A 16,098-nucleotide genomic window follows, 5' to 3' on the forward strand; every position below is an offset into this window, starting at 1 on the left:
GGAGAGAGATAAATGGAAGATAATATTATAAATGACGGATACACAAGAGAGGAACTTTACCGCAAGTTGAGATCAAACTTTGATGGTAAGATTGTGCGTAAAGACCTCACTAAGCGTATCAAAGAGGGTGCGAACGTACCTGTATATGTCCTTGAATTCTTATTAGGACAGTATTGCAGCAGTGATGATGAGGAAGTAGTCAAAGACGGTGTAGAAACAGTTAAGAGAATACTTTCTGAAAACTATGTCCGTCCAGATGAGTCTGAAAAGGTTCTTTCAAAGCTGAGACAACGAGGTTCAATGAGTATCATTGACAGAGTAACTGTTACTCTGAATCTGAAAACAGATAGCTATGAAGCTATATTCTCAAACCTCGGACTTTGTAAAGTACCTATATCTGAAAGCTATCCACAGGAATATGACAGGCTGCTCTGCGGTGGTATTTGGTGTATCATTAACCTTGAATATGTAAGCGGTGACGCTCTTATGGATAATGAAACAAATAGAAATGTTCCACCTATCGTCATCAATAAACTTACTCCAATTCAAATGCCCTATGTGGATATGGAGGAACTGAAAGTAGGAAGAAAAGCCTTTACAAAGGACGAATGGATAGATGTTTTACTTCGTTCTATAGGTATGGAACCTGAAACGCTTACTGAAAGGGAAAAATGGCTGCTCCTTGCAAGAATGATACCACTTGTAGAGAATAACTTTAATTTATGTGAACTCGGACCTCGTTCAACAGGTAAATCCCACATATACAAGGAAATATCTCCAAATAGTATTCTTGTTTCAGGCGGTCAAACCACAGTAGCAAATTTGTTCTATAACATGAGCAGACACTCGGTAGGGCTTGTCGGTCTTTGGGATTGTGTAGCTTTCGATGAAGTTGCTGGAATAAAGTTCAAGGACAAAGATGGCGTACAGATCATGAAGGACTATATGGCGTCAGGTTCTTTTGCAAGAGGAAAAGAGGAAATTGGAGCTTCGGCTTCAATGGTTTTTGTCGGTAACGTCAATCAAAGTGTCGATGTATTACTGAAAACATCAAGTTTGTTTGATCCTTTTCCACCTGAAATGGGTACAGATACGGCGTTTCTTGACCGTATGCATTGCTATATCCCCGGGTGGGAGGTTCCGAAGTTCAGACCTGAGCATTTCACAGATGATTATGGTTTCATAACTGATTATCTTGCAGAATTCATCAGGGAGCTGCGTAAGGAGCAGTGTGGTGATGCACTTGACAAATATTTCAAGCTCGGAAAGAATTTAAATCAGAGAGACACTATAGCTGTAAGAAAAACAGTAGGTGGTCTTGTAAAGTTGGTCTATCCTGATGGCGATTACACAAAAGAAGAAATAGAGGAAATAATACGTTTTGCTCTTGAAATGCGCCGCAGAGTAAAGGAACAGCTCAAAAAACTTGGCGGTATGGAGTTCTATGACGTTAATTTCTCCTATATCGACAATGAAACATTTGAAGAGCATTATGTTTCCGTGCCTGAACAGGGCGGTGGCAAACTGATACCTGAAGGCATCTGTAATCCCGGACAGATTTATACGGTTTCAAGAGGAAAAACAGGAATGCTTGGAGTATTCAGACTTGAATCTCAGGTTTTACCGGGCAACGGCAAGTTTGAAAAAACAGGTCTTGGAAGTGACCGTGAAGCTAAAGAAGCTGTTGCAACTGCTTATAACTTTCTGAAAGCAAATGGTAAGCGTATCAGCGGTGCAATAGATATTTCGACAAAGGACTATATCATCAACTATCAGGACTTGCAAGGTATAGGTATGACCTCTACACTTGCAGTTTCTACGCTTATTGCATTATGCTCTATAGCTTTAGGAAAGCCAGCACTTCCATCATTGGCTGTTCTTGGTGAGATCAGTATCAGTGGTTCTCTTATAAAGGCTGAAGACTTAGCTAATTCTCTTCAAGTTTGTCTTGACAGCGGAGCTAAGAAAGTGCTTCTTCCCATAACATCTGCATCAGAGCTTGGAACAGTACCTCCTGAACTAATGGGAAACTTTAGCATTATCTTTTATCAAAGTGCAGAAGATGCCGTTTTCAAGGCTTTAGGAGTTGAGTAACATAAGAAAAGGAGGAGTTTTATGAAAGAGAATGTACATGAAATTATAAAAGAGAAACGAATGGAATTAGGCTTATCACAGAAACAATTAGCTGATAAAGCAGGATTAAGCCATAATACAGTATATAACTTAGAGACTAATAGAGTGTCAACTAACCTTGAAACTTATGAAAAAATATGTAAAGTTCTTGGTATAAAATTATCAAGCCTTCTGGAATAAAAATGAAAATCTCCCGACTTTCCGCAGAAAATCGGGAGATAAATTTTTTATATGAACCTATTGACATTCCCATTGTGATGTGATATAATAATTTATGTAATATAAAAAAGCACCTCGCAAGGAGCATCAGAGCTGGTAACTCTGACACTCCCGATAATCAGACCGATGGAACGAACATCAGACTGACTTAGCAAGATGGCTATTTTGCGTGTTATATTATAACACGCTTATTATAGTGTTGTCAAGCCTTTCAGTGATTGTTTCGTCGCATCCACTGAAAGGTTTGTTTTTATATGTACATGAATTAAAGTAACTTGAAAATTTAATAGACAGATTTGAAGCGAAGGAGTATATCATTATTAGCAAGAGCCATGATATACTCAGCGCACTTTATATAATGTGCCAAGATGTGAGCCTGTTTAGTAGAACTAAATTAACTATTGTGTTTGTCAAGACAAGGCAGTAACCCTTGATCGTTGCTACAAGTAGCAACGTATAAGGTATCACGAGCCATGAAAGGTGTAGCAAGCGAATAGATGGACATTACATAGGCTGTTCGTAGACTTCTATTCGAAAACAAACAGCAGCTGTCAAATCAGTATATAATTGGAAATAAAAAAAGGCGAAAACTCATGTCATCGCCTTTTTAGCTGATTGGTTGGGGTGGAAGGATTTGAACCCTCGAAATAACGGAGTCAGAGTCCGCTGCCTTACCACTTGGCGACACCCCAATATGAACTGAATTATTCAGCTTTATTATTATATCACCTTTGCCGTCGAAAGTCAATACCAAGATATATATTTTTATCTTTTAATTATATACCCGATGCACAAGCCGCTCCCTCTGGACAGGAGCGGCTTGTACTATATCACACATTTTCTTCCTTTTGAACTACATCTATGTAAACGCTGTAAGCTCAGCGGTAAAGCCTCTGTGCTTCGCGGGCAAGTTCAAGGAGCTCAGAGTTCTTTTCGTTGTCTGTCATGCTACCGACGCTGTTTATGATGTAGTCATAGCTGGAATTGCCCTTATACTCCGTATCTCTCAGGAGCATGGCAAATTCTGCGGCTGCGGAAGCGAGTACGAAGGAATTTGATGGAACGCTGTTGTACTTTTCCATACCGAAAAGCTGTGACTCATAGACCTCTTTATTGCTCTCAACGGGCTTGTATGCCACAGAAAGCTTGCAGAGCTCGCTCCTGCCGCTGTTATCGGCGGGAACATCTTCGTGCTCGGAAGCGAATTCGAGCTGAACACCGCGGTATGTATCGCCGCTGTCTGCGAGCTTCACTTCATAAAGAGCGGTAACGCTGTGACCTGCGCCGACCTCGCCTGCGTCCTTCTTGTCGTCGAAGAAGTCCTCAGCGTTCATCAGCCTGTTATCGTAGCCTATAAGTCGATAGCTGCTTATCTGCGAGGGATTGAACTCCACCTGTATCTTCACGTCCTTGGCGATGGTATAGAGAGTTCCCTTCATTTCCTGTACGAGAACTCTGCGCGCCTCGTCGATGGAGTCTATATAGCTGTAATTTCCGTTACCGTTATCTGCAAGTGTTTCAAGCTTGTTATCCTTGTAGTTGCCTGTTCCGAAGCCGAGGACAGAGAGGTATATCCCCTTATCGCGCTTGGACTCTATAAGCTTTTTGAGCTCGCTTTCGGAGCACTTTCCGATGTTGAGGTCGCCGTCTGTAGCGAGGATAACGCGGTTGTTACCGTCTTCGATGAAGTATTTTTCCGCAAGCTTGTATGCCTTTTCGATACCGCCCTCGCCGTTAGTGCCGCCTGCTGCCGTAATAGAGTAGAGCGCCTCGAGAATATCGTCCTTTTCTCTGCCGTTTGCACCTTCGATGCGTGTATCAGTGCTTCCTGCATATGTAACTATGGATATGCGGTCGTTTTCGGTAAGCTGTTCAGCGAGCATGGAGAAAGCCGACTGGACGAGAGGGAGCTTATTGTAGGAAGCCATAGAGCCCGATGAATCTATGAGGAATACCAGATTTGAGGGAGGAGTATCCTCCTCGGGAAGCCTTTTGCCCTGTATGCCGATCATAATGAGCTTGCTTGAGCTGCTCCACGGACAGTCCGCTATTTCGACATAATCTCCGAAGGTACGTCCCTCCTCGGGATCGGGGTAGTCATAGTCGAAGTAGTTTATGAACTCCTCTGCGCGTACAGAGTCCTCGGGTACGAACATACCGTCCTCGATAAGTCTGCGGACGTTGGTATATGAAGCTGTATCTACATCCACAGAGAAAGTGGAAAGGGGCTCGGACTTGGGATCCTGAAAGCCTGCTTCAATGTATTCCTTGTACTCCTCATTTGGAGACACATCATAAGGCTTTTTCCATGAATCATCCCGTGAATAGCTGTCGTACTCAGCGGGACTTTCGTCCGCATGGGCTGAAGTAACAATGGTATTGTTGTTGGTGTGTTCGTTTTTTCTATTGCTTTCGGGTGCTGAGTCGCCCGGCTTTTCGCCGCAGCTGCACATCGCACTCATAATCATTACACAGGCAGAAGCCAGTGCTGCTTTTCTTTTAAAACTGCTGCTCATAAAACAGCCTCCTTTATAGTCCCTGAGGACCTTGATAACGTGATACGTTAGGTTATGACGTATCCTTTACTGTACTCTTATTATACCTCTTCCGACATATTGATTACAACAACAGAAAAATGCCATTTTAAAGACGATTTGAGGTATATTTCCTTAATATCGGGTTTCAATTCCTTACAATTCATTGACAAGGTTACAGCTTTGTGATAAGCTTTGCTGTATTTTCGCATATCACATATCTGCGGGGGCATCGCCCTCTGCGGCTTTAGCTGTATACTTCCTAATTTATAAAGAGAAAATTGAAAAATTTTTCCTTACAGGGGTTTTCAAGCATTGACAAATGTGATATAATATATTTATCAGTTTATCAAAAGCTGATCTTAACAGGGGAATTCTGATAAAAGTGCACATAATTGCACTTCCTATATTATCGCGTATATGGAGATCTTTTTATGAAAACTAATTCTTATGTTTCAGCAAAACAGGCAGCGCTGAAAAGATATTTCAGCCGTATGAACGATATGCAGCAGGAGGCTGTATTTACCGTAAACGGACCTGTTCTTGTGCTTGCGGGTGCGGGAAGCGGCAAAACCACCGTTATAGTTAACCGCATTGCGAATATGATAAATTTCGGAAACGCATATTTCGATACGGAACGCGAGGGCAGCAAGGAAGATATCGCCTTCCTTAAGGACTATGCAGACGGAAAGACGGACGACTTCGATACCCTCAGGGATACCGTTGCCGTCGATCCTGTCCGCCCGTGGAATATCCTTGCCATAACCTTCACCAACAAGGCAGCGGGCGAGCTCAAGGAGAGACTTGCCGCTATGCTGGGCGAGGAAGCCATGCATATCAATGCCTCAACCTTCCACTCCGCCTGTGTAAGGATACTCAGGAGCGAGATAGAAGCTCTTGGCTACGGCAGGGACTTTACGATATACGACTCCGATGACAGCCAGCGTATGATAAAGAACGTAATGGCAGAGCTGGACGTGTCCGAGAAGCAGCTTGCACCAAAGGCTGTGCTCAGCGAGATAAGCATTGCAAAGGACAGGATGATAACTCCTGCGGAGCTCCGCGTGGACGCAGGACAGGACTACAGAAAGAAAATGGTTGCAAAGCTCTATGCTCTCTATCAGGAGCGCATGAAGGCTGCAAATGCCCTTGATTTTGACGATATACTCGTGCTTGCGGTGGAGCTCTTCGAGCAGTTCCCCGAGGTGCTTGAAAAGTACAGATCACGCTTCAGATACATAATGGTGGACGAGTATCAGGACACCAACCATGTACAGTTCAGGCTGGTATCGCTCCTTTCGGGCGGACATAAGAACCTCTGCGTAGTGGGCGACGACGACCAGAGCATATACCGTTTCCGCGGCGCGAATATTGAGAATATACTCGGCTTTGAGGAGCAGTTCGAGGGTGCGAAGGTAGTGCGTCTCGAACAGAATTACCGCTCCACACAGACTATCCTCGACGCTGCCAACTCTGTTATCAGCCACAATAACGGCAGAAAGCCCAAGACTCTCTGGACATCGGGAGAAAAGGGCGATAAGGTCTACTGGTACAAGGCAGTGGACGAGACCGACGAGGCTCAGTTCGTAGCAGATACCATACTTGAAAGATACAAGGAGACAGGCAGGTATTCCGACAGTGCCGTTCTCTACCGAATGAACGCACAGTCAAACTCTATCGAGCGTATGCTCGTAAAGTGCGGCATACCCTACAGGGTGTACGGCGGTATGCGCTTCTACGACCGCAAGGAGATAAAGGACGTTACCTCATATCTCAGCTTTATCAACAACCATAACGATATGCTCCGCTTCAGGCGTATAATCAACGAACCAAAGCGCGGCATAGGTGATTCCACCCTTGCAGTAATAGAGGATATCAGCCGCGACCTTAAGATATCGCCCTTTGAGGTGCTCAAGAACTGCGACGAGTACGCTCCGCTGTCAAAAAAGACATCGGCACTGAAAAGTGCATATCAGATGTTCGAGATGCTCACCGAAAAGTCGGAGGAGCTCCCTCTCGATGAGTTCCTTGATCTTCTTCTTGACAAGACAGGCTATCTTGACAGCCTTAAGGCTCTTGAGAATGCAGACGTCAAGATAGAGAACGTGCAGGAGCTCCGCACCTCTATCGTGCAGTATATGGAGCAGGCGGAAGAGCCTACTCTCGGCGGATTTCTTGAAGAAGTCGCACTCTATACCGAGGCAGACCGCGACGACGGCAGCGACGACAAGGTAACTCTCATGACAGTCCACTCCGCAAAGGGACTGGAATATGAAAATATATTCGTAACAGGCATGGACGACGGCATATTCCCGAGCTCACGCTCCTTTGACAGTGAGGACGATATGGAGGAGGAAAGACGTCTTGCATATGTTGCCATAACCCGTGCAAAGAAGCGCCTTTACCTCACCAATGCAAGACAGCGTATGCTCTTTGGTCAGACCCAGCATAACGTGACCTCACGCTTCATGCGTGAAATAGGCAGCGAGCTCGTGGAAAAGCACGACAACGCAGCCGCTATGAAGCAGCAGATGGAGAGCAGCGACAAGTCCGTGACAGAGGTACATTCGGCAACTCTCCAGCAGCAGCTTGCAAGAAGCAAGAAGAGCACAGGTGCTCCCAAGGAGGCTGTTGAGTATACCGCAGGAGAAAAGGTATCCCACAGCATATTCGGCGAGGGAGTAATAGTTTCCGTAAAGCCCATGGCAAACGATTTCATGCTGGAAATAGCCTTTGACAAGGTAGGTACAAAGAAGATAATGGCAAATTACGCAAAGCTTAAAAAACTTTGATGAGCTCTGAACGGAAAGAGGCGTATTTACGTGAGAAAGACAAAGATAGTATGTACTATAGGTCCTGCGACAGACGATGAAAACATTATGCGCGAGCTCATGCTCGCAGGCATGAATGTAGCACGTTTCAACTTTTCACACGGAGACTATGAAACTCATGAAAAGCGGTTCCGTGTTATCGAAAGGCTCAGGAAAGAGCTGGATATGCCTATCGCAACTCTCCTCGACACAAAGGGTCCCGAGATAAGACTGGGCAGATTTGTTGACGACAAGCCCGTTGAGATACACGACGGCGATACATATACCCTCACCACCGAGGACGTGCCCTGCACCGACAAGATAGGAAGCATAAGCTTCAAGAAGCTTCCCCGTGATGTGAGCATGGGGACGAGGATACTCATAAATGACGGAGTCATCGAGCTCCTTGCCGAGAAGGTAACAACGACGGAGATAGTCTGTCGTGTCATTCACGGCGGAACTCTTTCCAACAACAAGGGCATAAATGTTCCGGGAGTAAAGCTCTCCATGCCTTATCTCAGCGAAAGGGACATGGACGACCTTGAATTCGGCTCGAAAATGGGCTTCGACTTCATCGCCGCAAGCTTTGTCCGCACAGCTGCCGATATCAACTATCTCAGGAAGTTCACACAGAGCCTCGGCTGGTTCGATGTGAGGATAATCGCAAAGATAGAGAATACCGACGGTGTTGAGAACATCGACGAGATACTTGAAGCCGCCGACGGCATAATGGTAGCAAGAGGCGATATGGGCGTAGAGATACCCTTCGAGCAGATACCTGCAATACAGAAATCCCTTATCAAGAAGGGCTATAACGCAGGCAAGCAGGTAATAACAGCTACTCAGATGCTTGAGTCCATGATAACCAATCCCCGTCCTACCCGCGCGGAGATAACCGACGTTGCAAATGCTATATATGACGGCACCAGCGCTATCATGCTCTCTGGCGAGACCGCCGCAGGCTCATTCCCTGTGGAGGCGGTAAAGACTATGGCTCTTATTGCCGAGACCACTGAAAACAATATCAACTACAAGACACGCTTTTCTTCACGCCGCGCTGAGCAGAACGGCAGCGTTGCCGAGGCTATCGCCCACGCGACTGTTACAACCGCTCACGACCTGAACGCAAGAGCTATCATAACCGTATCTCTCGGCGGACAGACTGCGAGACTTATTTCCAAGTACCGTCCCAGCTGTCCTATAATCAGCTGTACCATGAGCGAGGTGGTATGCCGCCAGATGAATATGAGCTGGGGAGTTATCCCGTTCATCATCGACGAAAAGACCAACACCGACGACCTCTTTGCCGCAGCAGTTGAAGCTGCCGAGTCTCACAGACTCGTTGAGGACGGCGACCTTGTGGCTATCACCGCAGGCGTACCTCTCGGCGTGTCTGGTACTACAAACCTTATGAAAGTTGAGAAAATAGGCGGTAAATAATGAATACTAAAAAACGCACAAGAATACTTGAAATAATCACAGCTTTGCTGATGATAAGACCTACTTTGCTGATATTATCAGAACTGTTTTCTTATCAGAACGCAGAAAATATAAGAGCGGCTCTGGAGTATTCATTTCCTGTGTTTTTAGCCACAGCTGCTCTTGCAATTGTCATAATAACACGTAAATACGACCGAACATGGGCGAAGCTGCTTGTGATGACCTCGCTTGCAGCAAATTTCTGTACAGATAATAATCTTCGCTATCTGAAAAATGTAGGCAACAGTATCAGGGCATACAGCTATAGTCCATCACTTCTTATAGAGTATCTGTTCGGAACATTGCTGTTCCTTCTCGGTATAGCAGCAGGCGTGATACTTGTTCTTACGATGTTCGGAAATATAAAATGGGAAAAGCGGAATTCTCTTATTGCCTATGCTTATATAATGACAGGTATCATGGCTTTTGGAGCATTGTTTTTCAGGATCCATAACATTTATTACACTGAACTTGTCCTTACGACTTTCCTTATTTACGAAGTGCAGGAAAAGAGCGACAGTAAGGCAATTATAGGCTGGGCAGGAACTCTTGCCGCTGTGATATACGATTTATTCTTCAATTATTATATCGACAAAGCTATGAGCACTCCCGATGGCGGTTTCCTTGATTATCTGAACTCCGCCACAAAATACGAAGGTCCAAGTAGTCTGATTTTTGCAGCTGCAATTCTTCTTATGCCGCTTATACTGTTCGAGCGTAAAGATAAACTTGAAAGAGTTGTCATTCCTGTGAATGACGATGAGGACGAAGATGACGACGATAACAACTGACCGCCTTATACTCCGTCCGCTGACCCTTGACGACGCGGAAGCAGCCTTTGAGTGGACAGGGGACGAGCGTGTGGCAAAGTACATGATATACTCCACCCATGAAAGCGTGGAAACTACAAAAGAGTGGCTCAGGAGTATAAATACCTCTGATACCGTATTCGAGTTCGGCTTTGTCCGCAGGAGCGATGATAAGCTCATAGGTTCGGGAGGTATAAGGCTCAAAGAGGACGGCTTATGGGAGTTCGGCTATAATTTCCGCTATGACTGCTGGGGACAGGGCTACGCTACGGAAGCCTCAAAGGCAATGATAGAGCTTGTGCGGAGCAGATTCGGCGAAGTCCGCTTCAAGGCTGAATGTGCTGCCGAGAATACAGCCTCCGCACACGTAATAGAAAAGTGCGGACTGCACTTTGTCGGCTATGGCGAGTATTCAAGCTACGACGGCTTAAAGACCTTCAGATCAAAAAAGTTTGAGCTATAAAGCCAAACTGAGCGCTATGCACTAATAACTAACAACTTACAGGAAAGCAGGTAATTTTATGATAAAGCATATAGTTATGTTCAAACTGAAAGAAGCCGAGGGCAGGAGCGAGTACGAGAATGCTGTCGAAGCAAAGAAGCGCTTCGACAACGTCATCGCAAACGTCAAGGAGCTGAAAAAGGGCGAGGTAGTGATAAATTCAAAGGACGCTCCCGAGAGCAACTACACTATATCTCTTCTCTGCGACTTCGACACTATTGCAGACCTCAACGCATATCAGGTACACCCCGCACATCTTGAGTTCGGCAAATTCATCGGCAGCGTAAAGACTGACAGAGCCTGCATAGACTACGAATACTGATGTTTATTCTCCCGTCACACGGCGGGAGAATTGCATATAGAAATATCCCACAGGAGGAAGAAAACATGGTAAACGTAAAAGGGAAATGGGCGCTCATAACGGGCGCGAGCCGCGGTATCGGATATCTTTCCGCAATATTCATGGCTCAGCAGGGCTGCAATCTTGTTCTCCACAGCAGAACGGAGGAGCACTGTGCAAAGGTACTCAGCGAGGTAAAGGCGCTGGGCGTTGACGCTTACATCGTGACAGCAGAGCTTTCGGACATGGAACAGGTAGAGAGGATGTGCCGCACTATTGATGAAAAAGGCACAAAGCTTGACATAATACTCAACAACGCAGGACTTCAGATAGCATACAGAACGGACTATCTTGCAACTCCCGCATCGGATTACGACATAAGCTTTAAGATAAACACTACCGCACCGATGATGATATGCTATCATTTTCTCCCTCAGATGAAGGAGCGCGGCTTCGGACGCATAGTCAATACCACAAGCGGTATCGACCTCGAACCCGAGCAGGCGGGATACTCCGCGGCAAAGGCTGCTCTCAACAAGGTGACCCGCGATCTCGGCAAGAACTATGAGGGAACTGATGTTACTCTCAACCTTACAGACCCGGGCTGGTGCAGAACAGACCTGGGCGGACCCAATGCTCCCAACTCTCCCGAGAGCGCTCTCCCGGGAGTACTTGTGGGAGCTTTCATCGGCGATAAGAAATGCGGACGTATCTTCTCGGCACAGGAGTTTACGGGCATGACGCTTGAAGAAGCTGTTGCAAAGGCTGAAAAGCAGGCAGGAGTGTATTAAGAAGCATACAGGGCGGCTTTGCCGCCATAGAGATTGTCGAAAATACTTAATTCAGCGGGGCGATGTGGGCATCGCCCCCTACATAAAATGTATAATAGCCTGTTTGTAGGGGCTGATGCCTACATCAGCCCGTTTTTTAAGATAGCTTTGCTTTTTATACAACTTGATTATATTAAATATGAGGAGAAACCATGAACATCGAAGAATGTATGAGCTTTATAAACTCCTACACCAAATCGGGAGGGCGTATAACCGACCTCTCCCGCGCAAGGGAGCTCATGAAGCGTGTGGGCGACCCGCAGGAGCGGCTGAGATTTGTCCATATCGCAGGCACCAACGGCAAGGGCTCCACTCTTGAATATATAGCCAATGCTCTGCAATTCTCGGGCTATAAGACAGGAAAGTTCACCTCGCCCTTCGTTCTGCGCTATACCGACAGGATACGCATAAACGACGACGAGATAGACGAGAAGTCCCTCTGCGAGCTTGCACAGTTCGTAAAGGAGCACGTTGACGACAAGCCGTATTCTCAGTTCGAGATAACAATGGCGATAGCCATGCTGTGGTACGAGCGTGAGAAGTGCGATATCGTCGTGCTTGAAACGGGCATAGGCGGACTTCTTGACTCCACAAACGTGATACCGCCGCCCCTTGTATCGGTGATAACGTCAATATCCCTTGACCACACAGCCATACTCGGCGAGACCGTTGAGGAGATAGCTTCACACAAGGCAGGCATAATAAAGAGAGGCTCTGCGGTCATACTTTCCGAGGATAACCCCGACAGCGTCAGGGAGCTTGTACGAAAGACGGCAGAGGAAAAAGGTGCGGAGCTCATACCCTGCGAGCCCTGCAAGCCGTCCCCCGACGGCGGGCTGTTCTCACCCTTCATTTACAGGGGCATAAAGCTCACCCCCGCAATGCCCGGTATACATCAGAAATACAACGCTCAGACCGCCATAACTGCCTGTATCTACCTCAGGAGCAAGGGCTTTTCCGTCAGTGAGAGCGCTGTTATCAGGTCGGTGGAGACTACTCAGGTCCGCGCAAGGGTGCAGTACATCGACGGCGAGCCTCCCGTTATAGTTGACGGCGGACACAATCCTGCGGGAGTCGGTATGCTTTCGCTGATGCTGATGTATCTCAGTACGCGCAGGAAGAAGATATACACTGTTATGGGCATGGTTGACTCCAAGGACTACGCAGGCTGTGTCAAGACCATATCCGAGCTTTCGGACAGGCTTTTTGCGGTAGACGGCTTCGCGCCAAACGCAGTGCCTGCGGAAACTATCGCGGATATAGCAAGCTTCCGCACGGAAGCCGAAACGGGAACTCTTGCGGAGTGCGCGGAAAAGGCAAAAAAACTCGCCCTCGAAAACAGCGGTGTAGCAGTTATCTGCGGCTCGCTGTATCTCGCAAGCGAGTATCTGAATATGGAATAATGATATGAAAAGCTCGCTGACGTATTGCCGGCGAGCTTTTTACTTATCTGTATTTCCTCTCGGGATACTTCTGATAATACTCTTCCTTATCCTTATACATAGCCTCGTCCGCGATCCTCATGGCGTCGCGGATATCGCTTCCCGAGCTGTTATAGAAGCTTCCCACCGAGAAGCATACGCTGTCGGGATCGGATGCGGCTTTCCTGAGATCATGTATTTTTTCATTGAATGCACTTTCGCTGATATCGGAAGCGATTATCATGAATTCATCGCCGCCTGCGCGGTAGATACTGTCTCCTATGAATACCTCCTGAAGGATCAGCGCAGCCTTTTTCAGCAGGAGGTCGCCTGCTGCGTGTCCGCCTTCGTCGTTTACGCGCTTCAGACCGTTGAGATCGGCAAAAACAACACCGTAAGGCACTGAGATAGTTTCATCACCCGAAACTATATCCATTATCCTGTTATTCATGGCGTTGCGGTTATTGATACCCGTAAGCAGGTCGGTATAACCTATATGCTCAAGGCGTGTCATCATATTATAGCCTGCGATCTCGGAAGACAGGAAGAAAGAGGTCAGCTCAAGAGTTTCCTTGATACGCTGGGTATTTTCAATATTGAAGTTAGTCACCCATATATAGCCTATCATTTCTCTGTTGTGCCTGAGCGGGAACAGTACAATGCTTTCGACTCCCGCTTCTTCAAGGGTGAGATACCACATATTGTTGGTCTCGCTGATATATTCCATATCCTTGGCGCCTTTTATGATGATACAGTCCCTTTCGCCTAAAGTTTCCCGCCACGAAAGAGCGATATCGTAGAAATTCGTGAACTGCGTCACGGTTTTCAGAGAGCTGTTCAGCATAGTGCTTTTTGCAAGGATATTGCACTTGCCGTTTTCCTCGTCCATGAGCATGAGGGTGCACACCTCAGCGCCGCACATCTCGCGGATATCCTGTATTACTTCATTTATTGTCTTTTTGAAGTTGTTCGTGCCTCTCAGCTTAATGCAGGTCCTGAGCACGTCAGTTGATATAGTCATGGAGCTTGTGGAAGCAGGATTTATGTCATTTACATCGCAGGGCTCTGTTGTGTAGATGCAGTAGCAGACATCTCCGTCCTCGCAGTCCACGGGAATAAAAGTCATATTGAACCACATATCGCATACGTTCAGGTTTATATATGTGCTTACAGTTTTTTTCAGCACAGCGGCGCGATAGCTCAGATCCTCGAAATTTGCGGTTTTGGGCAGATATTTTTCATATGGGCTGTTCGGTATGAATTTTGGAGGACGAACATTCGGATCTGTAATAAAAGGCGGGTTTTCCGCGATATCAATGAACATTTTATTTCCTGCGACTATACGTATATCCTCATAGCTGCCGTCACTTTTCTTTCTTACCGAAATAACGCAGGCAGTCTGGAAAAATCCGTCTATTAACTGCTGAAAATCCATATAAAACACCTTCTTTACAGTTTGTTGATGTTGGAAACTGCACAGAGTCAATGTGCAGTTAACCTATCGAATGAGTTGGTTTATAATAATTTTACCACAAATATTTGCAAAAAGTCAATAAACAAATAGTAAAAAGCAACAAATGCACATATCGCAGAAAAAAGCACCCGATCTGTGCCTTGCAAGTAAAAATATTGTAAATAAGTATCGCCAAATGTTGCGATTATATGTGAAATGTGCTACAGTATGCTTGGCGAATTGTCAATAGGATATGACGCATCAGAAGTGTGGTGATTTATATGAGAGATCGTTTTTCGGTCATATTTGCGGTGATGATAATTGCACTGGCTGTTTGCAGCGTTATTGCATTCAGATCGCGCTAGATGAACTCATTTTCCGTAGCTCTGCTTACAGGCGCGTTCATACCGCCTTGTGGGCGCTTCATTCGGAGTATGCATACCCGTTGAGGAGTTTGACCCCGCAGCCATAGCGGAAAGGCAGCTCAAGCCCTACCTCCAGCCTATAGTTGACAAAAACGGAACTGTGGTCGGCTCGGAGGCTCTTGTAAGGTGGATACACCCCACGGACGGCTTCCTTTCGCCCGGAGCGTTCATTCCCGTATTTGAGAAGAACGGAATGATTGTAGAGGCCGATAAATATATGTGGCGCTGCGCCTGCGAGATACTGGCAAGCTGGAAGAAAAAGGGCTCGGAATTGTTCATATCCGTTAATATCTCCCCTAAGGACTTCTATTTTATCAATGTTTTGGAGGAGATAAAGAAGCTCACAGCCGAGTACGGCGTAAGTCCGTCACAGCTCCGCATAGAGATAACGGAAACGGTAATGATGACCGAAGCCGAGCTGCGTATGAAAACTCTCAGCGAGTTCAGGAAAATGGGTTATATTGTTGAGATGGACGATTTCGGAAGCGGCTATTCATCGCTGAATATGCTGAAGGATATGCCCGTTGACGTCCTGAAGATAGATATGAAGTTCCTGAGCAAATCAAAGGACGACGGCAAAGCGCAGACCATACTGCAGAACATCATAAACCTCTCCGAAGATCTCGGTATAGACTCGCTGACGGAGGGCGTTGAGACGGAGGACCAGTTCAATACGCTTAACGATATGGGCTGTAAGCTGTTTCAGGGCTACTATTTTGCCAAGCCGATGCCCCTTGAGGAATTTGAGGATAAGTTTCTCTGAATGTTTAAATAATATTACTTGAAAAGCTCCCGAAGTGTTTCGGGAGTTTTTTTTACAACGCAAAAGAGGTCATATCATATGTTAAAACTTATGAAATATATTTACCTGTAAGGTTTTATCAGTGAACTCTAAAGATTAATATATTTTCAAAACGCTGTGTTTTTAAACTAAAACTGACCAAAAATTGCTACTCATTAGTCTTTTCTTGCTGTTTTTGACCAATTCTATTTACAAGTAGGAATAATTGATGTATATTATACTTGCATATAAAATGTACAGTTTATTTCGTGATGTGGAGGTATTTTATTCCATTTTCTACTAAGAAAAACGGAGTAAGAGATAAGAATTGGGTGAAAAAACCGGGATAGACTGTATATGCA

Annotated in this window: 12 protein-coding genes and 1 tRNA gene; 10 read left to right on the plus strand and 3 right to left on the minus strand. The window is 45.8% G+C overall.

Annotation, left to right across the window (positions count from 1 at the left end):
- Positions 1 to 12 precede the first annotated feature (12 nt).
- A complete protein-coding gene (brxL, locus tag Q0R37_RS04710; RefSeq protein ID WP_294751923.1) occupies positions 13 to 2,094 on the plus strand; it encodes a protease Lon-related BREX system protein BrxL in 2,082 nt (693 codons plus the stop codon).
- 21 nt (positions 2,095 to 2,115) lie between these two features.
- Positions 2,116 to 2,313: a helix-turn-helix transcriptional regulator gene (locus Q0R37_RS04715; RefSeq protein WP_294751927.1), complete on the plus strand. Its 198-nt coding sequence runs from the start codon at positions 2,116 to 2,118 to the stop codon at positions 2,311 to 2,313.
- Positions 2,314 to 2,968: 655 nt separating this feature from the next.
- Here Q0R37_RS04715 and Q0R37_RS04720 read toward each other — a convergent pair.
- Both Q0R37_RS04720 and Q0R37_RS04725 read right to left on the minus strand, forming a co-directional pair.
- Positions 2,969 to 3,044 (minus strand) — tRNA-Gln (locus Q0R37_RS04720).
- Between the two features lie 186 nt (positions 3,045 to 3,230).
- Positions 3,231 to 4,868, minus strand: coding sequence for a VWA domain-containing protein (locus Q0R37_RS04725; RefSeq protein ID WP_294751930.1), 1,638 nt, complete (start codon positions 4,866 to 4,868; stop codon positions 3,231 to 3,233).
- A gap of 452 nt (positions 4,869 to 5,320) precedes the next feature.
- Here Q0R37_RS04725 and Q0R37_RS04730 point away from each other — a divergent pair, with 452 nt between their 5' ends.
- From Q0R37_RS04730 to Q0R37_RS04760, 7 genes are all read left to right on the plus strand, one after another.
- Positions 5,321 to 7,678 carry a UvrD-helicase domain-containing protein gene (locus Q0R37_RS04730; RefSeq protein ID WP_294751933.1) on the plus strand — a complete coding sequence of 786 codons (2,358 nt, stop codon included), beginning with the start codon at positions 5,321 to 5,323 and terminating at the stop codon, positions 7,676 to 7,678.
- 30 nt (positions 7,679 to 7,708) lie between these two features.
- Positions 7,709 to 9,136, plus strand: coding sequence for a pyruvate kinase (gene pyk, locus Q0R37_RS04735; protein ID WP_294751936.1), 1,428 nt, complete (start codon positions 7,709 to 7,711; stop codon positions 9,134 to 9,136).
- Positions 9,136 to 9,966 carry a hypothetical protein gene (locus Q0R37_RS04740; protein WP_294751939.1) on the plus strand — a complete coding sequence of 277 codons (831 nt, stop codon included), beginning with the start codon at positions 9,136 to 9,138 and terminating at the stop codon, positions 9,964 to 9,966. The genes pyk and Q0R37_RS04740 overlap by 1 nt, the downstream gene beginning before the upstream one ends.
- Positions 9,947 to 10,447, plus strand: a complete 501-nt coding sequence (locus Q0R37_RS04745; RefSeq protein WP_294751941.1) for a GNAT family N-acetyltransferase — start codon at positions 9,947 to 9,949, stop codon at positions 10,445 to 10,447. Before Q0R37_RS04740 ends, Q0R37_RS04745 begins: the two co-directional genes overlap by 20 nt.
- A 58-nt stretch (positions 10,448 to 10,505) precedes the next feature.
- Positions 10,506 to 10,808: a Dabb family protein gene (locus tag Q0R37_RS04750; protein WP_294751944.1), complete on the plus strand. Its 303-nt coding sequence runs from the start codon at positions 10,506 to 10,508 to the stop codon at positions 10,806 to 10,808.
- A gap of 65 nt (positions 10,809 to 10,873) precedes the next feature.
- Positions 10,874 to 11,617 (plus strand): SDR family oxidoreductase, encoded by a 744-nt coding sequence (locus Q0R37_RS04755; RefSeq protein WP_294751946.1) that lies wholly within the window; start codon positions 10,874 to 10,876, stop codon positions 11,615 to 11,617.
- Between the two features lie 191 nt (positions 11,618 to 11,808).
- On the plus strand, positions 11,809 to 13,059 hold the full coding sequence (locus Q0R37_RS04760; RefSeq protein WP_294751949.1) for a folylpolyglutamate synthase/dihydrofolate synthase family protein: 1,251 nt from the start codon (positions 11,809 to 11,811) through the stop codon (positions 13,057 to 13,059).
- 43 nt (positions 13,060 to 13,102) lie between these two features.
- Here Q0R37_RS04760 and Q0R37_RS04765 read toward each other — a convergent pair whose 3' ends face one another.
- Positions 13,103 to 14,512, minus strand: coding sequence for a GGDEF domain-containing protein (locus Q0R37_RS04765; protein ID WP_294751951.1), 1,410 nt, complete (start codon positions 14,510 to 14,512; stop codon positions 13,103 to 13,105).
- Between the two features lie 432 nt (positions 14,513 to 14,944).
- Between Q0R37_RS04765 and Q0R37_RS04770 the strand changes: the two genes are divergently transcribed.
- Positions 14,945 to 15,718, plus strand: coding sequence for an EAL domain-containing protein (locus Q0R37_RS04770; protein WP_294751954.1), 774 nt, complete (start codon positions 14,945 to 14,947; stop codon positions 15,716 to 15,718).
- Positions 15,719 to 16,098 lie beyond the last annotated feature (380 nt).

It is taken from the genome of uncultured Ruminococcus sp. (assembly GCF_946415235.1).
Lineage (GTDB): Bacteria > Bacillota > Clostridia > Oscillospirales > Ruminococcaceae > Ruminococcus.